The 22,897-nt window shown below is 70.2% G+C and carries 19 protein-coding genes and 1 pseudogene; 6 read left to right on the top strand and 14 right to left on the bottom strand.

The genetic code is table 11. The annotated features are described in order from the left end of the window. Positions 1-43: 43 nt before the first annotated feature. The 5 genes and pseudogenes from CXQ92_RS15075 to CXQ92_RS15055 form a co-directional block, all read right to left on the bottom strand. On the bottom strand, positions 44-946 hold the full coding sequence (locus CXQ92_RS15075; RefSeq protein ID WP_104168563.1) for an aldo/keto reductase: 903 nt from the start codon (positions 944-946) through the stop codon (positions 44-46). Between the two features lie 303 nt (positions 947-1,249). Next, positions 1,250-2,176, bottom strand: a complete 927-nt coding sequence (locus tag CXQ92_RS15070) for an epoxide hydrolase family protein (RefSeq protein ID WP_258069979.1) — start codon at positions 2,174-2,176, stop codon at positions 1,250-1,252. A gap of 127 nt (positions 2,177-2,303) precedes the next feature. Next, a complete protein-coding gene (locus CXQ92_RS15065) occupies positions 2,304-3,908 on the bottom strand; it encodes an alpha-amylase family glycosyl hydrolase (RefSeq protein WP_258069978.1) in 1,605 nt (534 codons plus the stop codon). Further along, positions 3,905-3,997: pseudogene (locus CXQ92_RS15060) on the bottom strand (carbohydrate ABC transporter permease); the annotation flags it as partial. The pseudogene CXQ92_RS15060 and the gene CXQ92_RS15065, both read right to left, overlap by 4 nt. 388 nt (positions 3,998-4,385) lie before the next feature. Then, the gene (locus CXQ92_RS15055; protein ID WP_104168561.1) at positions 4,386-5,414 is read right to left on the bottom strand and encodes a LacI family DNA-binding transcriptional regulator; all 1,029 of its coding nucleotides are present in this window, start codon (positions 5,412-5,414) and stop codon (positions 4,386-4,388) included. Positions 5,415-5,620: 206 nt separating this feature from the next. On the opposite strand from CXQ92_RS15055, the gene CXQ92_RS15050 reads away from it, so the two are divergent. The 5 genes from CXQ92_RS15050 to CXQ92_RS15030 are packed head-to-tail and all read left to right on the top strand — an operon-like array spanning position 5,621 to position 11,163. Continuing rightward, positions 5,621-6,886, top strand: coding sequence for a M20 family metallo-hydrolase (locus CXQ92_RS15050; protein ID WP_104168560.1), 1,266 nt, complete (start codon positions 5,621-5,623; stop codon positions 6,884-6,886). Between the two features lie 42 nt (positions 6,887-6,928). Further along, on the top strand, positions 6,929-7,684 hold the full coding sequence (locus CXQ92_RS15045; RefSeq protein ID WP_104168559.1) for a DUF5058 family protein: 756 nt from the start codon (positions 6,929-6,931) through the stop codon (positions 7,682-7,684). 27 nt (positions 7,685-7,711) lie between these two features. Further along, positions 7,712-8,440 carry a hypothetical protein gene (locus CXQ92_RS15040; protein ID WP_104168558.1) on the top strand — a complete coding sequence of 243 codons (729 nt, stop codon included), beginning with the start codon at positions 7,712-7,714 and terminating at the stop codon, positions 8,438-8,440. A 30-nt stretch (positions 8,441-8,470) separates the two neighbouring features. Then, positions 8,471-9,718 carry an amidohydrolase gene (locus tag CXQ92_RS15035; protein ID WP_104168557.1) on the top strand — a complete coding sequence of 416 codons (1,248 nt, stop codon included), beginning with the start codon at positions 8,471-8,473 and terminating at the stop codon, positions 9,716-9,718. Then, positions 9,715-11,163 carry an amidase gene (locus CXQ92_RS15030; protein WP_104168556.1) on the top strand — a complete coding sequence of 483 codons (1,449 nt, stop codon included), beginning with the start codon at positions 9,715-9,717 and terminating at the stop codon, positions 11,161-11,163. The genes CXQ92_RS15035 and CXQ92_RS15030 overlap by 4 nt, the downstream gene beginning before the upstream one ends. Here the strand turns inward: CXQ92_RS15030 and CXQ92_RS15025 are convergent. The 3 genes from CXQ92_RS15025 to CXQ92_RS15015 all read right to left on the bottom strand — a co-directional run bounded on the left by CXQ92_RS15025 (position 11,120) and on the right by CXQ92_RS15015 (position 13,721). Continuing rightward, a complete protein-coding gene (locus CXQ92_RS15025; RefSeq protein WP_104168555.1) occupies positions 11,120-11,986 on the bottom strand; it encodes a pentapeptide repeat-containing protein in 867 nt (288 codons plus the stop codon). The two genes, CXQ92_RS15030 and CXQ92_RS15025, sit on opposite strands and share 44 nt — an antisense overlap. A gap of 225 nt (positions 11,987-12,211) precedes the next feature. Next, the gene (locus tag CXQ92_RS15020; protein ID WP_104168554.1) at positions 12,212-12,817 is read right to left on the bottom strand and encodes a putative glycolipid-binding domain-containing protein; all 606 of its coding nucleotides are present in this window, start codon (positions 12,815-12,817) and stop codon (positions 12,212-12,214) included. 76 nt (positions 12,818-12,893) lie between these two features. Next, positions 12,894-13,721, bottom strand: coding sequence for a nuclease-related domain-containing protein (locus tag CXQ92_RS15015; protein ID WP_104168553.1), 828 nt, complete (start codon positions 13,719-13,721; stop codon positions 12,894-12,896). A gap of 264 nt (positions 13,722-13,985) precedes the next feature. On the opposite strand from CXQ92_RS15015, the gene CXQ92_RS15010 reads away from it, so the two are divergent. Continuing rightward, positions 13,986-14,576 (top strand): 3'-5' exonuclease, encoded by a 591-nt coding sequence (locus CXQ92_RS15010; protein WP_181033686.1) that lies wholly within the window; start codon positions 13,986-13,988, stop codon positions 14,574-14,576. A 6-nt stretch (positions 14,577-14,582) separates the two neighbouring features. Here CXQ92_RS15010 and CXQ92_RS15005 read toward each other — a convergent pair whose 3' ends face one another. The 6 genes from CXQ92_RS15005 to CXQ92_RS14980 form a co-directional block, all read right to left on the bottom strand. Next, a complete protein-coding gene (locus CXQ92_RS15005) occupies positions 14,583-17,129 on the bottom strand; it encodes an AMP-binding protein (protein ID WP_104168551.1) in 2,547 nt (848 codons plus the stop codon). Next, the gene (locus CXQ92_RS15000) at positions 17,126-18,271 is read right to left on the bottom strand and encodes an ABC transporter ATP-binding protein (protein WP_258069977.1); all 1,146 of its coding nucleotides are present in this window, start codon (positions 18,269-18,271) and stop codon (positions 17,126-17,128) included. The genes CXQ92_RS15005 and CXQ92_RS15000 overlap by 4 nt, the downstream gene beginning before the upstream one ends. Continuing rightward, on the bottom strand, positions 18,268-19,971 hold the full coding sequence (locus CXQ92_RS14995; protein WP_104168550.1) for an iron ABC transporter permease: 1,704 nt from the start codon (positions 19,969-19,971) through the stop codon (positions 18,268-18,270). The genes CXQ92_RS15000 and CXQ92_RS14995 overlap by 4 nt, the downstream gene beginning before the upstream one ends. Beyond that, positions 19,968-20,990 carry an extracellular solute-binding protein gene (locus CXQ92_RS14990; protein WP_104168549.1) on the bottom strand — a complete coding sequence of 341 codons (1,023 nt, stop codon included), beginning with the start codon at positions 20,988-20,990 and terminating at the stop codon, positions 19,968-19,970. Before CXQ92_RS14990 ends, CXQ92_RS14995 begins: the two co-directional genes overlap by 4 nt. Positions 20,991-21,091: 101 nt before the next feature. Next, complete coding sequence (locus tag CXQ92_RS14985) at positions 21,092-21,925, bottom strand: ABC transporter permease (RefSeq protein ID WP_258069976.1); 834 nt, start codon at positions 21,923-21,925, stop codon at positions 21,092-21,094. Next, positions 21,915-22,862 (bottom strand): ABC transporter ATP-binding protein, encoded by a 948-nt coding sequence (locus tag CXQ92_RS14980; protein WP_104168547.1) that lies wholly within the window; start codon positions 22,860-22,862, stop codon positions 21,915-21,917. The genes CXQ92_RS14985 and CXQ92_RS14980 overlap by 11 nt, the downstream gene beginning before the upstream one ends. Positions 22,863-22,897 lie beyond the last annotated feature (35 nt).

Raw genomic sequence — 22,897 nt, 5'->3', positions numbered from 1 at the left:
AGTCACTCAGGTGACTGCCCCGCCGTCGTTGTTCAGGGACCTGCTACATGCTCCACAGCTCCGCGTGGATGTCTGTCTCGTCCGACCAGCGCCGGTGCAGGGCGAAGAGTTCGTCCACGATGTCCCGCGGAAGCGGCGTGATGTCCCGGCTGTAGGCGAGCAGTTCGCGCAGGTTCCCCTCGCGGCTCGCCGAACCGACGGTGGACACCACCTGCGGGGTGCTGTGTGCGAAGCGGACACAGAACTCGGCCCAGCTCTCGATGCCCGAGCGCTCGAAGATGGGCGCCACCTCGATGGCCCGTTCCTGCAGGTACGGCTTCCATGCTGCGCCCGGGACGTCGCGCAGTTCGTGCACAGGAGCACCCGCCACGGTGCGCATCGAGATGATGGCCTTGTCCTGTGCCAGCAGTTCGTCCCACAGCGCGTTCGACGCGAAGCGCTGCAGCGGGTTGAGGTAGAAGATGTAGCCGTCGATCAGCCCGTCGAGGTGCCCGGCCCGCAACGCCTTGAGCGGAGCCTCCGACGTCCACGGGAAGATCTCGAGGACGAAGCGCCCCACCAGGCCCTCGTCCTTGATGCGCTGCAGGTCGGCAAGGGTAGGCCCGCCCGACGGCATGTCGTCCGCGAACGCGCCAACGCCGGTGAGCTGCCCGATGTCGATGGAACTGATGCCCAGGGGCTCGATGTTCTCGGCGATAGTGGCGCAGACGTCGTCGGCCGTTCCACCGCCCAGCTTCACGATGACCGGCGGGACCTTGCTGCGGTCCTCCTCGAAGGCTGCGCCGAGCACCTCGAGGGCGTGGTCGTACTGGCGGGAGGTGTGGAGCCAGAGTCCGGCGTCGATCGCCATGCGCGCCATGTGCGCCTGCTGGTCGCGGGGGACGTCGTCGTGCCCGAGCCGCGTGGTGCCGTAGATGAACTGGGGGAGGTCTGCCAGAGGTCTCATTGCCTCAGGCTACCGGCGCGCGGTGCCGGAGAAGGCTCAGAAGGGCTACAACCTCAAGTCTCCGAGGAACGCCCGCACGTCCGCCACCAGCAGCTCGGGCTCCTCGAGGGCCGCGAAGTGCCCGCCGTGGTCGACGTCGGTCCAGCGCGCCACGGTGTTCTCCCGTTCCACGTAGCTGCGGATGGCGATGTCGTGCGCAAAGTTGATGACCGCCGTCGGAACGCCGCTCGTCTCCTTCGCGGTGCCCCACCCGCTTCCTTGTGCATATACGGTCAGGGCGGACGAGCCCGCCGTCCGGGTGAATCAGTAGAGGGAGACGTTAGCGAGGAGCAGATCGCGGTCGAGGATCTCGAGGACGTCCTGTTCCACGGGCCACGTCCAGGCCTGGAACTTGTCCATGATCCAGGCCAGTTGTGCCAATGGGCTGTCGGTGAGCAGAGTGCCGACCAGGCCGGGCCGCGTGGATTGGAGGGAGATGTACCCGAACTGCTGCCACATGAACGCTTCGATGTCGGCGATGGCACGCTTCTCGCGGTCGGTGAGGGCGGCAAGCTCCTCCTCGGCAAGGGGGAGTGCCGGCATGGGGCCGGTGGTGCCGTTGACGTGGACGCCGATCACGCGGTCCGGCACCACGCGGGCGATCTCGGGGGCCAGGCCGGCGCCGTAATCGCCGCCCTGCACCCCGAACCGTTCATAGCCGAGCCTCGTCATCAGCTCCGCGTAGGCGCGGGCCACCCGCGTATCGTCCCAGCCACCGTCGGCGAGGGGGCTGGAGAACGCGAAGCCGGGAGCGGACGGGACGACGACGTCGAAGGCTACCGCTTCCGGATGGCCGTGTCGGGCCGGTGCGGTGAGGGGCCCGATCAGGTCGACGAACTCGAGGAACGAGCCGGGCCACCCGTGCGCCAGCAGCAGAGGCACCGCATCTGGCTCCTCGGAGCGGACGTGGAGGAAGTGGAGCGGCTGGCCCCCGATCGTCGTCGTGAACTGGGGCACCGCGTTCAGGCGCTGCTCGTAGGCACGCCAGTCGAACCCGTCCCGCCAGTACTCGGCGAGGCCTGCGAGCCAGTCCTGCGGCACCCCGCGGTCCCATGCTGAGGAGGCGCCCCATTCGTTCGCGGACTGGGGCAGCGGTGACGGGTGACGTGCCGCGGCCAGACGCCGTTGCAGATCGTCGAGGTCTTCCTGCGGCATGTGGATGGTGAACGGTTGGATATCTGAAGCGCTCATGCCCCCATGGTCCCGCCCGATGCGGACGCTTCCGGTCCGGGATTGGTGCGCGACGGGACGCGGCAGGTCACGGCTTCGAAGGCCGACTGCGACCTGAGGATCGTGCACGCTCAGGTCGCGCGGCGCCCTAGCTGTCTTGAGTCAGGACCCATGCCGCGGCGTCGGGCGGGAGGAGTCCCTCCGCGGTCAGGGGGGAAGAGGAAAGCACGACGTCGCCCTCCGGAAGGCGGGCGGGCACATCACCCATGGCGACGGCGACCAAAAACCGGTCCCCGCGCTCGCAGACGAGCAAACTCCTGTCTTCGACGCGCCAGGTACCGCCGTCGTCGGGTGACAGGATCTCCTGCTCGGTCAGTTGCTTCCGCAGTTCGAGCGCGGCTCTGAGAAGTTGCAGGGTCGAATCCTCGCCGGCCTGATGGGCCTCGACGGATCTCGAGCCCCAGCCGGCAGCAACCGGCAACCAGGGCGAAGCCGACCCCGGGGGTGAGAAGCCGAAGGCGTTCTCCGATGCAGAGGTCCACGGCAGAGGCACGCGCGCTCCGTCGCGTGAGACCCCGCCACGCGTCCACATGGGGTCCACCCGGGCTTCGAGCGGCACATCGACCTCGGGCAGGTTTAGCTCCTGGCCCTGATAGATATATGCGCCGCCGGGGAGCCCGAGGATGGCGAGCAAGCCGGCCCGAGCGCGCAGCGCGCCTTGTTCGCCGCCACCGAATCGCGTCGCGGATCGGACGATGTCGTGGTTCTCGAGCGCCCAGGTGAGCGGTGCCCCGTGCTCCCTGCGGGCCTCCTCGAGCTCGGTCCCGACCGCAGCCCAGGCGGCGGCATCCCACCCCAGTTTCACGAAGGAGAACGCAAAGGCCTGGTGCATCTCGTCATGCCGTGTGTAGCGGGCGGCGCGGTGGGGCGCGAGGTTCACCTCACCGACCAGCACCCGCTCCGGGGAATAGGACGCGGCGACACGGCGCCACCGCCGGTACACCTCGTGCACCTCCTCCTGGTCGGAGACCTGTGGGTTCGAGCGCAGGCCGTCCACCACGGTGCCAGTGCCGGCGCTGTCCGTTAGCCCCTCGGCCTTGAACAGGGCGTGCGCGACATCGATCCGCAGACCGTCGACCCCCTTCTCGAACCAGAACCGGAGCACTCCCTCGAAGTAGTCGCCCACGGCGGGGTTGCGCCAGTTCCAGTCCGGCTGCTCCGGGGCGAAGAGGTGCAGATACCACTGCTGGTCCGCGTCCGATCCGGGATCCACCCGACTCCAGGCGCGGCCGCCGAAGACGCTCTGCCAGTTGTTCGGGGGAGTGTCGCCGTCGACCCCGTCCACGAAGTGGAACATGGCGCGCTCGGGGGAGCCGGGACCCGCCGCGACCGCGGCCTTGAACAGCGGATGCTCGGAGGAGCAGTGGTTGGGCACTACATCGAGGAAGATCCGGAGCCCGCGGGCGTGCGCCGCGTCGAGCAGGGCGTCGAACTGCGCCATGGTCCCGAACAGCGGGTCCACCCCGCAGTAATCGCTGACGTCGTAGCCCTGGTCCACCTGCGGGGAGGGCTGGAACGGCGTCATCCAGATGCCGTCCACACCCAGGGACGCGATGTACGGCAGGCGGGTCAGCAAGCCTGAGAGGTCACCCACGCCGTCGCCGTCGCCATCCGCGAAGGAACGCGGGTAGACCTGGTAGATGACGGCGTCCTGCCACCAACCGGGCACATGGAGAGGAGCGGGTTCGCTCACTTGGTGGCTCCGGAGGTGAGGCCCTCGACAATGCGGCGCTGGAAGATGAGCACCATGATGACCAGGGTAATCGTGACAATCACGCCGGCCGGGGATGCGCCGGCGTGCTTGGCGACATACCTGATGGTTGCCAACGGTTTTCCTTCCCGGATCGTCCGTGAACGGTTCACGTGACGGTGCCGTGATCTGCTGCACCAACACTAGGCAGGCCCGAGCAGGATCCGTAAACGAGGTGTCGGAGCCCGGGCAGTCATCAACTGAAGTCAACAAACGATTGACACCGATGACGCGGGAAGACAGCACCACGGCCAGCTCCCGTTCCGATGACGCCTTCGATGCAGCGGCCCTGGGGAGGCTCGGGAGCTAGGTGGGCAGGAGGCGCCTTCAAGTCGCTCGCCGTCCGGGAACGTGGTGCGCTGTCGAACAGTCAGCCGGTCGGCGACCCCCGCGGAGCCGACGTGGAACACCTCTGTCGCGCTACAGCGGGGGAGTGGTGGCCCGCACCACCAGCTCCGGCGGCAGTAGCACGCTCCGGGTGGGCTCACCCCGCATGATCCGGAGCAGGGCCTCCACGCTCTGGGTCCCCATCGCCGCGAGATCCGATCGGACGGACGTCAGCGGGACCGGCAGCGTGCCCGCGAGGTCGAGATCGTTGTAGCCGATGAGCGCCACGTCCGCCCCGACCCGCTTCCCGGCATCCCTGATGGCGCCCATGGCTCCGAGGGCGAGAAGATCGTGCACAGCGAAGATGGCCGTGGGTGGCTCGGGGAGTCGCATCAGCTCCGCACCCGCCTCAAGCCCGGACGGCGTGCTGAAGGCCGATGCCACCACGTAGGACTCGGGTAGGGGAAAGCCCGCGGCTTCGTACGCCCTGCGGAAGCCGAGGGTGCGCTCGCGGCCCGTGCTGGCCAGCTGGTCCCCGGCGATGACACCGACCCGGCGGTGTCCCAGGGACAGGAGGTGCTCGGCGGCGAGCTGCCCGCCCCGGTAATCGTCCGTCGTCACCGAGAGGTGGCCCTCCAGGGTGCGCATCACGAGCACATAGGGGACACCGCGCCCCCGTAGTTCGTGCGCCACCGTGTCGCCGCTGTGGGAGTCGCCGATGATGACGCCGTCGATCCTCCGCGAGAGCATCGCGTCCAGGCGTGCGCGGCGATGCCCCGGATCGTCGAGCGTGTTGGCGACGACGGTGCCGTACCCGGCAGTGCTTGCCGCCGCGTCGATGCTCTCGTAGATCGAGGCGAGCACGAGGTCGGTGAGGCGCGGCACGAGGACGCCGATCAGGCGGGAGCTGCCGGTCCGCAGCCCTGCTGCGCCGACGTCGCGCCGGTAGCCGAGCGCTGCCGCGAGCTCACGCACCCGGCTCACCGTGTCGGCGCCGATCCCCGCGGGATCATCGCTCAGCGCACGCGACACCGTCGAGATGTGTACCTGGGCATGACCGGCGATCGTCGCCAGGGTGACAGGACGCGCCCTGGCCGGCTGCGAGCTGGGATCTTCCTTCATCGCCTCGAGTCTAGGCCCGCCGGAGCCCCACGTGCCTTCTCCTGCAACATTGGGCGCAAAGGTTTGCGCTCGCACCCGGAAAATTCCAGGTTTCACCGCACTGAAACATTGACGAAACGGGGCGTCCGTAGTGTGATTGGGGCCACACTCCGCAGCTATCCACTCGCTGCACCTCACCGCAAACGTTTGCGCAAAGGACTGATTCCATGCTCCAGCTGTCCTCCCTCGAGACCCTCGACCGTCTCGGCGCCGGCATAGCCGAACTCTCGGCGTTCCACGACGGCGACCGGCCCGGCTGGACCCGCGAGGTCTTCAGTGAGCCGTACCGCGCATCCCGCGACTGGACCGCCACCCGCATGCGCGAGGCCGGACTCCAGGTGCACGTGGACGCCGCCGGCAACATCGTCGGACGGCTGGCGGGGAGCGACCCCTCGGCGCCCGCACTCGTCACCGGCTCCCACACGGACACGGTCGACGGCGGCGGTCGGTTCGACGGCATCGTGGGCGTCCTGGGATCCATCGAGGCGGCCCGCCTGCTGCAGGACTCCGGGACGCGACTGCGGCGGGACCTGCTGGTGGTCGACTTTCTCGGCGAGGAGTCGAACGTCTTCGGGCTCAGCTGCCTCGGCAGCCGCTCCGCGGCCCAGGAACTGACACCGGAGGACCTCGACCGGCGCGACTACCGCGGCGTCACCCTCGGCCAGGCCTACATCGACTACGGTCTCGACCCCTCCCGGCTGCTGGATGTCCCGTGGGCGAAGAAGCCCCTGCACGCGTTCGTCGAACTGCACATCGAGCAGGGACCCACCCTCGAGAAGCGCGGCCTGCCGCTCGGCATCGTCACCGCGATCACCGGCATCGAGCGCTTTATCGCCACCTTCGCGGGAGCTGCGGACCATGCAGGCACGACGTCGATGGAGGACCGCCGCGACGCCATGGCCGCCGCCGCCGCGGCCGTCCTCGCGGTGCGCGCCGAAGGCTGCGGGGCGCCGACCCACGGCGTCGCGACGTCGACGCGGGTCGAATCGGAGTCCCGCTCACCGAACGTCGTCCCGTCGCTCGTCAGGATGTACAGCGAGGTCCGCAGCGTCGACCCCACCTGGCTGTCCGGCGTCAAGGGGCGGCTGACCGGCGAGATCGCGGCGAAGGCGGCCGACCTCGGCGTCGACGTCGGATTCGAGTGGTCCACGGACAACACGGTGGTCCACGCGGCGTCGAGCGTCCAGGACGTCGCCGGTGCCGCCGTCGACGCCCTCGGCCTGCCCTGGATGCCGATCCCGAGCGGCGCGACCCACGACGCGGTACACATGGCCACCCTCGCGCCCATGGGCATGATCTTCATCCCCTCCAAGGGCGGCAAGAGCCACTGCCCCGAGGAATGGAGCAGTACCGAGGACATCGCCACGGGTGTCGAAGCGCTCGTGGGGACCCTCCGCCGCCTCGACACCACCGACAGCCGCCCCACCTCCTGATCCGCGCCTCCTTCTCCCACCCACCCCGCCCCTGGAGTTCCCATGGAAACAGCACTGACTCCCGAAGGACTGTCCACGGACATCCTTGCGATCGCCAACCTGCCCGTCCTCTGGGTCCTGGCCCTCGGTGTCTTCGGCGCCATCATCGTGCAGTCCCTCGTCTACATGAAGGCCGCGAAGAAGGCTGGACCGGCCGCCGACATCTCGCCGGAGGAGCTCAGGACCTCCTTCAGGGCCGGCGCCATCGCGGCCATCGGTCCGTCCCTGGCCGTGGTGCTGGTGAGCATCGCCCTCCTCACCCTCTTCGGAACACCGGCCGTGCTGGTGCGCATCGGGCTCGTCGGCTCCGCCGCCACGGAATCGGCGTCGGCCAGCCTCGCCGCCGGCACCATGGGCGCCACCCTGGGCGGCCCGGATTACACGCAGGCGGTGTTCGTGGTTGCCTTCATGGCCATGAGCCTGTCCGGCGCCGGGTGGATGCTCGCGACCCTGATCCTCACGCCGATCCTGCGCCGGGGCGACACCAAGCTCCGCAGGGTCAACCCCGCCCTGATGGCGATCGTGCCGGCCGCCGCCCTCATCGGCGCCTTCGCGAGCCTCGGCATCGCGGAACTGGGAAAGACCCCCGTCCACGTCCTGGCCGTCATCGTCTCCGCCGTCACGATGGGGGTGTGCATCCTCCTCGCAACCAGGACGTCCGCTACGTGGCTGCGGGAATGGGGCCTCGGCATCTCCATCATCGTCGGCCTGATCGCCGCGTACGTCGCCCACACCTCCGGCATGGCCCCCGCCGCCTAGGCAGTACTCCACCCGAAAGGAACCACCATGTCCGCTGCAGAGACTGCCGTCACGCAGAACGCCTCCCTCGCCGAGTTCGACCGCACCACCTCCCGCTGGGGCCAGCTGACCATGGGAGTGGCGCTGCTCCTCTCCCTCGCCGCGCCGCTCTACCTCGTGCTGTCCACGGACCTCGGGATCACCGCGAGCATGATCTGGACGGCGTACCTGGCCGTCGCGGCCGCCTTCTTCGTGCTCTGGTTCGTCGAGCCCATCACCTACTACCCGGTGCTCGGCCCTGCCGCGATGTACCAGGCCTTCATGATCGGCAACATCGCCAACAAGCTGCTGCCCTCGGCCCTCGTGGCGCAGGCGGCTATCGGCGCGAAGGCCGGCACCAAGCGGGGTGAGTTCGCCGCCCTCATGGCCATCTGCGGCGCGGCCATGGTCCACGTGCTGTCCATGCTGTTCTTCGTCGGCATCCTCGGGACCTGGCTGGTCAGCGTCATCCCCACGGACATCGTGGACGTCGCCCGCCTGTACATCTTCCCCGCCATCATCGGCGGCGTCCTGGTGCAGCTCATCGTCACCATGAAGCAGCCGCGCGTCACGGTGATCGCCGTCGTCGTCGCGGCCCTCGTGCTCTTCGTCCTGGTGCCGGCCGTTCCGGCCCTCGCGAAGCCGGCCACCGGCGTCGTCGTCCTTATCACCGCGGTGCTCGCCTGGTTCCTGCGCTCGCGCACGGCGACCGCGACGCCCACCACCCTCGTCAACTAAGCTCCGACACAGCCTGCCCGAAAGGACACCATGACCATCGATACGACCATCGACACCGACGTCTTCGAGCTCTCCGACGCCCACACCACTGCCATGCACGAGTTGTACCGGCACCTCCACGCCCACCCCGAGCTCTCCATGCAGGAGACACACACCGCAGCCTTCATCCTCGAGAAGCTGAACCACCTCGGCCTCGAGGCATTCATGTGCGGAGGCACCGGCGTCGTCGGGATCCTGCGCAACGGCGACGGGCCCGTGGTCGGCTACCGCGCCGACACCGACGGTCTGCCCATCGCCGAGGACACGGGGCTGGACTACGCGAGCACGACGACGGGACACCTTGCCGACGGCACCGAGGTCCCCGTGATGCACGGTTGCGGACACGACACCCATGTGACAGTGGGCCTCACCGCCGCGCAGCTCCTGACGGAGAACCGCGACGCCTGGTCCGGCACGGTGGTGTTCGTCTTCCAGCCCGGCGAGGAGACCGGCGAGGGCGCGGAGGCGATGGTGGAGGACGGTCTGTGGGACAAGGCGCCCATGCCGTCGATCATCTACGGCCAGCACGTCTGGCCGGGGCTCGCCGGCACCGTGAACATCAGCAAGGGCACCGCCATGGCCATGGCCGACTCGTGGAAGATCACGGTCCACGGCCGGCAGGCGCACGGTTCGCAGCCGGACCAGTCGATCGACCCGATCGTGCTCGGCGCGCACATGGTCGTCCGGATCCAGACGATCGTGGCCCGGGAGGTGCACCCCATGAAGTCCGCCGTCGTCACGATCGGCACCTTCCACGGCGGCCTCAAGGAGAACATCATCCCGGCGTCGGCGGAGTTCACCGTCAACGTCCGTACGTTCGACGTCGACGTGCGCGAGCGTGTGCTCGGGTCGCTGCGGCGGATCATCAGCGCCGAGGCTGCTGCGTCGGGGGCGCCGGAGCCCGTGATCGAGGAGATCACCAGCTTCCCGCAGTGCTACAACGACCCCGCCTCCACGGAGGACCTCATGGCCGCGTTGGGCGGGGTACTGGGCGAGGACGCCGTCATCGAGTCCCCACCCGTGATGGGCAGCGAGGACTTCGGCCTCCTCGCCGAGGCCATCGGCGTGCCCAGCGTCTACTGGTTCTTCGGCGGGCACCCGCAGGGAGTGCTCGACGGCGACGATCCCGTGCCGAGCAACCACTCGCCGTTCTTCGCGCCGGCCATCGAGCCCACGCTGACCACCGGCGTGCGCGCCGCCATGACGGCGCTGCTCTCGAAGGTGGGGACGACCGCGTGAGCGGTGCGCTGCACGAACTGTCCGCCGTCGAACTGACGACCGCCATCCGCCGTCGCGACGTGTCCGCGCGGGAGGCGCTCGAGGCGCATTTCGACCGGATCGACGCCGTCAACGGCCGCATCAACGCGGTGATCACCGAGGACCGGGACGGCGCCGTCGTGCTGGCCACCGCGGCGGACGAGCTGACGGCGTCGGGCGCGGACCTGCCGCCGCTGCACGGCCTGCCGATGACGCACAAGGACACGCACAACACGAAGGGCCTGCGCACGACGCAGGGCTCGACGATCTTCAAGGACTTCGTGCCGACCTTCGACGACCTGATCATCGGGCGCCTGAAGAGTGCCGGCGTGGTCACGACGGGCAAGACGAACGTGCCGGAGTTCGCCGCCGGATCGCACACCTTCAACGAGGTGTTCGGGACCACCGTCAACCCGTACGACACGAGCCGCAGCGCCGGCGGCAGCAGCGGGGGAGTGGCGGCCTCGATCGCGGCCCGGATCCAGCCCCTGGGTGACGGCAGCGACATGGGCGGCTCGCTGCGCGTCCCCGCGTCGTTCTGCAACGTCGTCGGGTACCGCCCGTCGATCGGCGTCGTCCCGTCCGTGCCCACACGCAACGCGTGGGCGTGGCTGAGCCGCAGCGGGCTCATGGCACGCGATGTCGAGGACATCGCCCTGGGCATGACGGCGATCGCCGGTGCCGATCCCGCCGTCCCGTACGCCTACCCCGTGCAGGGTTCGTTCGGCGCCGGGCTCCAGCGGGACCTGACCGGTCTGCGGATCGGCTGGTCGCCCGACTTCGGGCTCGGAGTGCCCGTGGACGCCGAAGTGCTGCGGGTCCTCGAGAACGAGCTGCAGGTCTTCGCGCATCTCGGCGCGATCGTCGAGGAAGCCGCACCGGACCTGCGCGACGCGGACCAGGTGTTCGGGGCCACGCGGGCCTTCGACTTCGTGCTCGGCCTGGGCGATCTCGTCGCGAAGCACGGGGATGCGATCAAGCCCGAGATCCGCTGGAACGTGGAGAAGGGGCAGCGGCTGACGGCGCAGGACCTGGTCGACGCCGCCCTCGCCCGGACCCGCCTCGACACCAGTGTGCGCCGTTACTTCGGGCGGTACGACGTGTTCGTGAGCCCGGCGGCGCAGGTCCTCCCGTTCGACGCCGCCGAGCGGTATCCGACGTCGCTGAACGGCGTCGCGTTCGAGACGTACCTCGACTGGATGCGCTCGGCCTGCCTGGTCTCCGCCACGGGCCTGCCCGCCGTGTCCGTCCCGGCCGGGTTCAGCGCGGACGGACTGCCGGTGGGGCTGCAGATCGTGATGCCGCACGGCAGCGACGTGGAGCTGCTGCAGGTGGCATACGCGTTCGAGCAGGCGACGGCCTGGGCGACACGGGCGCCGGAGCTCAGTCCTGCCAGTGACTGGGAGCGCTCAGGTCCTGGGGAATGAGCGTGCCCGAGTCACCGTGGGCAGCGTCGAGCTGGGCCTGCGTCAGGTAGAGGGCTTTGGAGAGATCAGCCCCACCGAGACGGGCATCCCTGAGGTCGGCACCGAGGAGGTCCGCCCCGGAGAGGTCGCACTCCCGCAGATCGGCGGCGATGAGGTAGGCGCCTCGAAGGTCCGCCCCGTGCAGCGGCCGCGACCTGAGTGTCTGGCCCATGAGGTCCGCTCCCGGAACGAGCGCAACGCCCAGATGGTCGTCGCCGGTTGCGAGGTAGGACGCTCTGACTTCTTCGCTGACGTCCATCAGCACTGACCGCACGCGCGTGTGAAGAGAATCCAGGTCGAGCGCGAGAACCTGCTGTGCACCTTTACCCATCGCGCGCTCAAGGGCCGACCTGAGGTCGTCGACCGTGTACGAGGTGTCAGGGTCGAACGTCCGGGTGCCGGCCTCGGCCAGATACCAGAGCATCTCGTGGAGTTGCCGGACCACCGTGAACGCCGTGAACATCTCCCGTGCCGTTCCTGGCTCCTCTCTCCAGCTGACGCCACGGAAGAGGTTCTGGGAGACGTTCTGGCCGGCACCGAAGCAGTCGAAGACGGTGCACCCGCGGAAGCCTCGCGGCCGCAGGCGGTCGTGGATGGTGCAGGAGAAAGCGGAGTCCAGGTTCCGGCAGGGCGTCCCTGCCGGTTTGTCGACGGCGAAGTCCGCTGAGCGGGAGAAACCGAGAGCCGTGCAGCAGAGTGCGAAGCAGCTGCTGCATTCCGGGCGCAGGGTCGCCCTGGTCAGTGTCGGGGTGGAGGGTGCGGAGTCGCGTGGTGTGAGGGGCATGGGATCTTCTCTGGGTGGGTTCGGTGAGGGACCGGGTGCCGGGGGAACTCGCCAGGGAGTTCCCTTCGAGGGCACGCGCAATCACCGCTTCCAGGGGAAGCGAGCGGGAGCCGCTGCACGAACTCCGGATCACAGAGAGAAGAAGAATGTCACTGCGTCAAAAATAGCACCGAGCGTCGCCGGGCGTGAGTGGGGTGGCGCGGCATCAGCCTGCGCCGGACGGGCTCAGTCTCCAACCCTCACGCGTCGGGCGAGGTGCGGGTAGTCGACGACGATGCCGTCGTCGTCGACCGTGAGGTCCGCCTGGAAATCTCCGCCGGAGCTGGCGTAGCGGACCGATCTCCCCGCCTCCGCCTGGCCGGTCGCGTAGACCTGATCGCTCCGGAAGACCCGGAGCGACGGCATCTCGACCCACGCCATGACCAAGGTGGTGGCGGGGACGGCGTGCTCGAGGACGCCTAGGCGCCTGATCGGCATCGTGTTCGTGACCGGGCACAATCCGAGATCGCCGTCGATGGCGCCCCGCAGGCTTTCCGGCTCCTGGAGCCCGGGAGGTTCAAGCGCAGTGTCACCCCAGCTGGATGCATCAGCCATCCAGCCGCCGTCGCCGTCGTGAACGAGGGCAAGCGAGCGGCCCCACCCGCGGCCCTGGACGCTCACGTGCAGTGAACGGGTGACCCACCCCGCCCCGACTTCGAGCTGCCAGGAGCTGGCATAGGACGGAGTCAGTGAGACGCCGTGCCCGCTCAGGCGGTCGTGGGCGAGGTTGAGCGCCGCGCGGTCCAGTCGATCCGGATCATCGATGCCGCGCCAGGTGAAGTGGGAGGACATCACCCCAGCATGCCGCGGGAATCCGGCGGGCGACAAGGAGGGAGTCCTCGACCGGCAGAAGGACCGGAGGCCAGGGTCAGAACGGCAGGACGCCCGCGGCCGACGCGAGGAACGTCGCCGGCAGCGCGAGCAGCCAGCCCATCCGTCGTCGTCGTGCCTGTTCCACCAGCCGGTGCAGCGCCGCGAAGGACCGCGCCACCTCCACGGGGTCACGGAGCTCGGACGGCGCACGCCGCCAGGTCGAGGGCTGCGCCGCGGCCGCCGCCAGCAGGGCGACCTGCTGGGGCGTGTGGACAACTGGACGCCCCGTGATCCAGCGCAGGAGCTGGCCCTCGGTGAGCACCGCGACGGACCTGTGCTTTTCCTTCACGGTCACCTGCTGCGCGCCGACGACGACGATCGCAGCCTCCGCGGTCACCGCGTGGCGGACCGCCGCCGAGAGCAGCTTCCCGGCCCGAACAGCCTCATGCTCGGAGTTCCGGATGTAGGGGTGGCGCGTCCCGGCAACCAGGAAGGTGCCCTTCGCCGTCCAGATCCTCTGACCCGGATGCCGCTTCGTGGTGAGGGTGAAGACACCCGTGGGGCCGATCACCACGTGGTCGATGTCGGCCGACTTCTCGCCGACCGGTACAGCGTGCAGGACCGTCCACTCCGGTCCCAGCGCGGCGAGAGTGCGTCCCACCGCGCGCTCGCCGAGTGCACCCCAGTACCAGGGGCGGCTGGCGGCGTCGAGCAGGCGGACGCCGAAGGCCCGGGCGATGAGCCCCCTCGTGTCACGGCTGCCACGGACCTCGAGCAGCTGCTCCATCACGGACTGGCCGGGGGTACGCCGTCGCAGGAGGCCGAGGCCTTCCGGTTCGGCGAAGCTGACATCGCTCTCCAGCGGCTCGGCGGCAGCACTCATCGCGTCGTCCTCGTGCTCATCTGGGTCCCCGTTCGACTACCGCTTCACTCACGCATGGCGGATCGGGGCGGGCTGAGCCCCGCCCCGATCACCCTGAACCTATCGGCCGCAACCCGACGTCGGTCAGCGTCGAGGCGCCGGGTCGAGGCAGGATTCCGTCAGCATTTCCGCACCTCGGACCAGCTCCGAGGTGGGACAGGGCACTCCGCGAGGCTAGGCTGTCCGGGGCCCCTGAACCGGTGGCCACAGCTACAGGGAGCAACAGTGCACGGTCTCAACTTCACCGCGATCGATTTCGAGACCGCGAACAGCAAGCGTGGCTCGGTGTGTGCGGTCGGTCTGGCGAGGGTGATGAACGGCGTCGTCGTCGAATCCGCGTCCTGGCTGATCAAGCCCCCGCGCTCCGTCAGCGAGTTCTCCTCGATCAACGTCGCCGTTCACGGCATCCGTCCAGCCGACGTCCGCTCGGCCCCGGGATGGCCGGAGAGCCTCCGGCGCATCATGGATTTCACGGGAGACGACCCGTTCGTCGCCCACAACGCGCCCTTTGACCGCTCCGTGCTGCGCGGTGCATGCGCCGAGTCGGGGCTGGAGCCGCCGGAGAACCCGTTCCACTGTTCGGTCGTCCTCGCCCGCCGGCTCCTGGGCCTCGAGGTGAACAAGCTCCCGCACATCGCGAGGGCCCTCGGCCTCGGCACGTTCCGGCATCACGACGCCGGGAGCGACGCGGAGATCTGTGCGGCCGCTGTCGTGGCGATCGCCCGCCAGCACGCGCTGCACTCCCTGGACGTACTCTGGCCCGCAGCGGGATCGACGTCGACCCGTAGGACGCGGGTCAGCGGGCATCCGGCCTGACGCGGCTCAGGTGCCGGAGACCTCCGGCGTCACCGGCGACCGCTGCATGGAACGCGCGCGCCACCGGACCACGGCGGTCGGCAGCCACCGGCAGAGCGCCCAGTAGCCCACCCCGACGGGAAGGCACCCGACCACGGCGACGACCTGCCCGAAGGGCATCAGCATCGGGTAGACGAGCCAGTGCGTCAGGTAGATGTACAGGGACGCCGCGGCGAGCCAGCCCGTCACGCGGCGGAGGGCCGACGGCACGGGCAGCGCCGGCACCCACGTGATGAGCAGCAGCCCCACCACGATGGTCACCTCGCGCAGCGGGTCGTCGAAGGAGCCCGGCACGGTCAGCGCGGCGAGAACGGACACCAGCAGGCGACGGCGCGTGTCGTCCGCCCGCGCGACCGCCCACCCGAGCATGAAGAGCCAGAACACGGGCAGGGGCTTGGGCAGGCCGGGATCCACGATGTCGTACCGGCTGAGCAGGGTGACCGCGAGCAGGCCCAGGGCGAAGGCGAACGGCAGGCGGCGCTCGAGGCGATCGAGCCAGGGGAGGGCGAGCAGAGCCGTCACGGCGACGAGCACGTAGACGAGCATCTCGACGAACCAGAAGTGCCACTCGCTGGTGACCTCCTGCGGCCCCACCATCCCGTTGAGCAGGAAGATGTTGGCCAGGCTGTAGTCGTCCGTGAGGACGTAGGCCACCGCGATGAACGCCACGGACGGGACGACGATCCTCGCGAGGCTCCGGGCATGGCGCCGGAGCCGTGCGGACCGCGTGCCGGTGAGCTGGAACCGCGCGAAGTTGAAGCCGGCGATGACGAAGAGCAGGTGCGCCGTGTGAAAGGTGAACAGCTCGACGTGGGCCGCGACGATGCAGACGGTCGCGACGGCCCGCAGCACGATCGACGACTCCAGGAAGGACACGAGGCGACGGCGGCGGGGCTTGCTGCGGCCGGCCAGCTCACCGACGGGCAGGAGGTGCCAGTCGGCGGGCAGCGGACCGAGCGCCGCCTCGAGCCGGACCGACAGGGCCACGTAGGAGAGCGAATCGCCGTCGAGCGTGACGAACGTGTCCGCGTCGCGCACATCGGGGCGGTCCAGACACTCCGCGAAGATGCGCGGGACGTCGGCGGGCCCTTCCCGTACCGGGCGCTCCTCCGAAGCCGGGACAGCAGCCGGGACGGCAGCCGGGGCCGTGAGGCGGAGGACGGCGGGGTAGTCGATCTTGCCGGTCCCCAGCCGGGGCAGGCGTTCCACTGTGTGTAGCGCGATGGCGGTGCGGGGCAGCCCGAGATCGACGGCGAGGACCTTGGCCAGCATGCCGCCGTCGTGCTCTCCCTCGACGGCGATCACCAGGCCGCCGTCGTCGGACCCGGCGACGGCGGAGACCGCGCCCAGATCGGCGAGGATCCGCTCCACCTGCCCGAGGTCCACCCGCAACCCGGCGATCTTCACGAAGCGGCTGCGACGGCCCACCACCTCGTACAGCCCGTTGGCGTGCCGGCGGGCGAGGTCGCCGGTCCGCAGCTCGTGCACCTCGCGGCCGAGGGCGAAGTCCCCGGGGCTCTCGGCGTAGCCGAGCATGACGTTCGGGCCGGAGTACACCAGTTCCCCGTGCGGCAGGCCGTCGACGGGGTCGATCCGGAAGGAGCCCCCGGGGATCGGCACGCCGATGGTCCCCGGGTGCTCCGCCGCGAGATCCGGCGGGAGGTAGGCCATCCGCGCGGTGGCCTCCGTGGCCCCGTACATCACGAACAGGTCCCAGCCGCGGCGCTGGCCGGTCTCCGCCCAGGCCCGCACTTTCTCCGGGGCGAGCCGCCCGCCGGCCTGGGTGATGTAGCGCAGGTTCGGCAGATCCATGTCCGCGAAGCCCACGCGGTCCAGCAGGTCGAAGCTGTAGGGGACGGCGGCGAACGAGGTGGCGCGGCGCTGGCGGACGAGGTCCCAGAAGCAGGGGTCGACGACGGACAGGTCCGTGAGCACGAGACCTGCCCCGCGGGCCAGGTGGCTGTTGATGACGGACAGACCGTAGCAGTAGGAGAAGGGCAGGGTGGTGGCGGCGCGGTCGTCCGGGCCGATGCCGAGGTACCCGGCGATGGACCGCGCGTTCTCCTCGAGGTTCGTCCGGGACAGCCGGACGAGTTTCGGGGAGCCGGTGGAGCCCGAGGTGCTGACCAGCAGCGCGAGCTCGGGGTGGAGTTCGTGCCGGGTGCCGGGCCGGCGCTCGTCGACCTCGAGGGACCCGCCGGACGTCCGGAGCACCACGTCGGGCTCGTAGGCGGCCACGAGGGACTCCACGGCGGCGGGCTTGTCCGCCGGCACGAGCAGCAGCGGGTGGCCGGCCGTGACCGCCGCGAGGTAGGCCACGAGGGTCTCGAGGTCGTTGCGTGCCGCGAGCAGGACGAGCCGACGCTCCGTGCCGAGGCGCATCACGACGTCGTCGACCCGCGCCGCCAGCTGGCGGTAGGAGAGCACGCCGTGGGCGGTGAGGACCGCGGGCCGGTTCCCGTGGCGGGCGAGGTCGGTGAACGTGGCCGCGGAGAGATCCGGGTCGACGCTCATGGGGCCACCGGGGGCCGCGGTGCGTTGCGGGGCGGCGTGGTGACCGCCCGATCGCCGACGAGGAGCGTGGGATGGGTGCCGGGGGCCACGGTCACGGTGACGGCCGTGCCGACGGGGTGGCGCACGTCGTGGGGCTGCCAGGACCGCAGGGTCCGCCCCGAGGCGAGCGTCACGTGGTGCAGCACGAACGCGCCGTGGTACTCCACGGCCGAGACGTGGGCGGTGGCCTCCGCGTCCGGGCGGAGGGCCACCTCGTGGGGCCGGAGGACGACGTCGACGTCCACATCGCTGTCCGCCCACCCCGGAACCGTCGACACGACGCCGATCTCGCAGGTCAGCAGGGCGCGGTGCACGTGGGCGGGGAGGAAGTCGGCGTCGCCCATGAACGAGGCGACGAAGCGCGTGGCGGGCTGCTCGAAGACCTTCTCGGGGACGTCAGCCTGTTCGATCACGCCGTTGTGCATGACCACCACGCGGGTGCCCACGGACAGCGCCTCCGTCTGGTCGTGCGTGACGAGCACGCCCGTGGTGCCGGTCTCCCGCAGCGCCGCCACGGTGTCACGGCGCACCTGCCCGCGCAGCGACTCGTCGAGGCTGGAGAACGGCTCGTCGAGGAGGACGACGGCGGGGCGCGGCGCCAGCGCCCGCGCGAGGGCCACGCGCTGCTGCTCGCCGCCGGAGAGCTCGTGCGGGTACCGGTCCGCGAGGTGGGGCAGCTGGACGAGGTCGAGGAGGTCGCCGACGCGCTTCCGGCGCTCGCTGCGTGCGAGCCGGTCGAGCCCGAACTCCACGTTCCGGGCGACGGTCAGGTGCGGGAAGAGTGCGTGGTCCTGGAACACGAGCCCCACGCGGCGGTTCTCCGGGTTCACGAAGCGGGTCCTGTCCGCGACGACGTCGCCGGCCACGGTGATCCGCCCGGCGTCGGGCCGCTCCAGGCCCGCCACGAGCCGCAGCGTCGTCGACTTGCCGCACCCCGAGGGGCCGATCAGCGTCACGAGTTCACCCGCGGGGATGGCGAGGTCGAGTGCCTCCACGCCGCGGGCGGACCCGTAGCGCTTGGTCACCCCTTCGAGGGTGAGGGCGGGCGGGGCGCCGGCCGTGGCGGTCTCGGCCGGTGGCGCGCTCTGCATCTGTGCCGTCACTGTCCTTCCCTTCCTGGAGAAGCGATCCCGTGTGTTTCGCGCCCACGGGTCTGGCGGACGAGCACGAACACGGGGATGATGGCCGCTGCCACGATGACGAGGGCCGGGAGGGAAGCCTTCTCCCAGAAGTTCTCGCGGGCGAGCTCGTAGACCCAGACGGACGCCGTGGTGAAGCCGAAGGGGCGCAGGAGCAGCACGATGGGCAGTTCCTTGATGGCGTCGATCACCACGAGCATCAGGGCGACGGCGACGCCGGGTCGGGCGAGGGGCAGATGCAGCCGCCCGAGGATGCGGCGCGGCCCGGCGCCGAGGCTCAGCGCGGAGGACGTGACGGTCGGGGCGATCTTCTCGAGGCTCGCGCTGACGGACTGGTAGGCCGGGGCGAGGAACCGGATCACGTAGGCGTAGAGGATGCCGACCACGGAGCCGGTGACGATCAGCCCGGTGCCTCCGGGCACGCCGGCACGCTCCAGTGCGGTGTCGAGGGCGGCGAAGGACAGCAGGACACCGATGCCGATGACGGCACCGGGCACCGCGTACCCGAACGTGGTCAGCTGCGCGGCGAAGGAGATGACACGGCCCCCGCCCATCCGGATCGCGTGGCCGACGCCCAGGGAGATGGCGACGCATGCTACGGCGGTGATCGCCGCCACCAGGAGGCTGTTGGCCAGGTACTCGGCGAAGCGCGGGTCGGCGAGGAAGGACGCATCGGAGACGATCTGCCCGGACGCCCAGATCAGCAGTTGCCCCACGGGGACGAGGAACCCGGCGGACAGGGCGGCCACGCAGACCGCCGTCGCGGTCCAGGCGCGTGCGCCCCGCAGCCGTTCCGGCTGGAAGCCCTGCCGGCGTCCGCCCTGCTGGTGGTAGCGCGCCCGCCCCCGCAGGGCCCGCTCGGCGGCCAGCACGGCCACGGCGAACAGGAGGACGAGGACGGCGAGCTGCGTGGCGGCGTGGAAGTTGAAGGTGCCCTTCCAGACGAGGTAGACGCCCACCGAGACGGTCTGCACGTTGAAGTACTGCACCGTGGCGAAGTCGGTGAGCGTCTCCATCATCACCAGGGCCAGCCCTGCGGCCAGGGACGGCCGGGCGAGTGGCAGCACCACGCGTCGCAGGGCCTGCCCGCGCGTGGATCCGAGGGTGCGGGCGGCGTCGTACGTCCCCGAGGACTGCTCGATCAGCGCCGAGCGCGCCATCACGTAGACGTACGGGTACAGGGACAGCGTCATCACGAGGATCGCGGCGGGCAGCGAGCGGACCTCGGGCACCCACACGCCCGTCCCGAAGACGGTCCGCAGGAGCGACTGCACGGGGCCGGCGACGTCGAACACGGAGAGGAAGATGAACCCGAGCACGTAGGCCGGTACGGCCAGCGGCAGGACGAGCAGCCACACCAGCAGGTCACGCAGCGGGAACCGGTAGGCGGTCACGAGCCACGCCAGGCCTCCGCCCACCAGCAGCGCCCCCGCGCCGACGCCCAGCATCAGGGCGATGGTGGTGAGGATCATCGGGACGAGGTCCCGCGGCGGGGCGGTGCTGCCGAGGCTCCCGAGTCCGTCGATGACGACGGCCAGGACGGGGGTGGCGACGACGACGGCGACGGTGACGACCAGCGCCGACCAGGCCGGTCGGCCGACCCCGTAGGTCCGGTAGCGACGGCGGGGCGGCCGCGGCTCGGCGAGCGCCGCCGTGTCCGTCACTTGTATCCGGCCTCGGCAAGCAGGTCGACGGCGTCGGCGTTGAGCGTCCCGTAGGCCTCGGCGTTGAGCGGCATGCGCGTGAACTCGCCGAAGGCGGCGATGACAGGCTCGGGCTCGACGGTCGGGTTGACGGGGAACTCGTGGTTGGCGTCGACGAAGGCGTTCTGTCCGTCCGTGGCGAGCCACTCGATGAGCTGCTGGGCGTCCTCGGCGCTGTCGGAGCCTTCGACCACGCCCGCGCCGGAGATGTTCACGTGCGTCCCGGCACCCTCCTGGCTCGCCCAGAACAGGTCCACCTTGAGGTCGGGGTTCTCCTCGAGGGTCCGGGCCAGGTAGTAGTGGTTGTTGATGCCGACGTCGCACGTGCCGGCGTCGATGGCCTCGAGCAGCAGGATGTCGTTGCTCATGATCGCGACGTCGTTGGCCACCCAGCCCTCGACGATCTCGAGGGCCCGCTCCCGGCCGTGGAGGTCGATCAGGCTGGCCACGAGGGACTGCGTGTAGGCGGAGGTGGCGTCCCGCATGCACAGGCGGCCCTTCCACTTCGGGTCGGCGAGGCCCGCGTAGGTCTCGGTCGCATCGAACTCGGCGGGGTCCACGGCGTCGGGGTTGTACGTGACGGTCCGTGCGCGCAGGGCGAGCCCGTACCAGCGGCCCTCGGCATCGCGCAGGTCCTCGGGGACTGCCTCGTCGAGCACCGGGGAGTCGGTCGCGGCGAGTTCGCCCTGGCGCGCGCCGTTCCAGAGGTTGCCGGCGTCGACGGTCATGAACACGTCCGCGGGGGTGTCGTCGCCCTCGGCCTTGAGGCGCTCGAGGAGCTCGGCATCGTCACCGGTGATGAACTCGACGGTGATGCCCGTCTCCTCGGTGAACTGCCCGAACGCGCCCTCGAGGTCGTAGTGCCGCGCCGAGTAGATCTGGAGGTCCGCGGAGTCGCCGCCGATGGCGCTGCAGCCCGTGAGGATGGATGTCAGGGCGGTCAGGCCGACGAGCGTTTTCGTCAGGGGGCGCGGGTGCATCAGGGTCTCATCTCAGGCGGGGGAAGTCGTGGGGAGAGCACAGCCCTCCTAGGCAAGGGTAGCCTAATCTAAGTCGGCGCGGCCATTCGGTGGATCCGTCGTCAACTCAGGATGTCCTTGGTGCTGAACCGCCCGTAGGCGAGGCTCCCGAACACGGCGATGTAGCCGAACTGCAGCAGGGCGTTGTCGAGGAAGCTGTTCCACACGAGTGGTTGCCGCAGGAAGTCGGCGAAGCCCAGCCAGTAGTTGGTGAACAGCCACGGGTGCAGCCATTCGAGCTGGGGGAGCGCGCCGAGGATCTGCGCGACGGCGGCCAGGGCGGCCGTCGCGGCCATCGCGCCGACCGGGATGGTGGTCAGCGTGGAGATGAACAGCCCGATGGCGCTGAGCCCCATGAGCGATACCGTCACGTACAGCGCGAGCAGCAGCAGCCGGCCGAAGTAGCCGACGATGCCCACGGTGTCCCCCGACAGGAGCGTCACCGGGCCCACGGGGAACAGCAGCGCCCCGATGATCGCGCCGGTGACCACGACCGTCAGGGTGGCCACGAGGCAGAAGAGCGCCGCCCCGGTGTACTTTACGAGCAGCAGCCGGATGCGGCCCGCGGGGGCGACGAGCAGGTACCGGAGGGTACCGAGGTTGGCCTCACCCGCGATCGTGTCTCCGGCGACGACGCCGATGGTCAGCGGCAGGAACAGCGGGATGGCCACGGTCAGCGCCGTGAGCGAGACGAACAGACCGTTCTGGGTGATGCTGTCGAGGAACGCCGGGCCGCGTCCGCTGGCCGAGCCGTCGGAGGAGACCCGGACGACGACGGCGATGAGGATGGGGATCAGCGCCAGTGCGCCGATCATCGCCCACGTGCGGAGTCGCCGGAACAGGACGGTGATCTCCGACAGGACGAGCGAGAGGCCCAGGGACCGTTCAGCCGGCAACGTCGAATCCCTCTCCCGTGAGTGCGACGAAGCGGTCCTCGAGCGAGGCGCCGCTGGCCTCGAAGCCGCGGACCCGCACATCGGCATGGACCAGTGCGGCATTGACGGCCTCGGGCAGGAGCCCGGGGACCGCCAGTTCGGCGGCGACGACGTCGTCGCGCCCGTGGGGTTCGGGGCGGAGGCCGAGGCCGGTGAGGACCCGGCGGGCATCGGACACGTCCGGCGTGGTGACGCGGACCCGGACCGTGCCCCCGTCCCGCAGTTCGTCGAGGGAGCCCTGGGCCACGAGCCTCCCCGCGCTCATGACGGCGATCATCGTGCACATCTGCTCCACCTCGGCGAGCAGGTGGCTGGAGACGAAGATGGTGGTGCCGTCCTCCGACAGGGACCGGATGAGGCTGCGGACCTCGCGGGTGCCCTGCGGGTCGAGGCCGTTGGTGGGTTCGTCGAGGATCAGCAGGTCCCGGGGGGCTAGCAGCGCGTTGGCGATCCCGAGGCGCTGCTTCATGCCGAGCGAGTAGGCGTGCGCCCGCTTGTTCGCCGCATGGCTGAGGCCCACGCGCTCGAGGGCGGCGTCCACGCGTCGGTTGCGGGTGGCGGGGGAGGTGTGGCGGTCGGCGGCGTCGAACCGCTGCAGGTTGGCGCGTCCGGAGAGGAACGGGTAGATGGCGGGACCTTCGACGAGGGCTCCGACGCGGGGCAGGACGGCACGCGCGTCCTTCGGCATGTCGCCGTCGAGCAGCCGGATCTCGCCGCTGGATGCCGCGGCGAGGCCGAGGAGCACACGGATGGTGGTGGTCTTCCCGGACCCGTTGGGGCCGAGGAAGCCGAACACGGTGCCGCGGGGCACGGCGAGGTCCACGCTGTTCACCGCTTTCTGGCGGCCGAACTCCTTGGTCAGTCCTCGCGTCTCGATCGCGAACCCGTCGGCGCTCACCCGCGGACCCGCACCGGGAGTGCGGGGTCCGCTGG

It is taken from the genome of Arthrobacter sp. SX1312, assembly GCF_002929295.1.
Taxonomy (GTDB): domain Bacteria; phylum Actinomycetota; class Actinomycetes; order Actinomycetales; family Micrococcaceae; genus Arthrobacter_D.
This window is presented reverse-complemented; position numbering and strand designations above follow the sequence as displayed.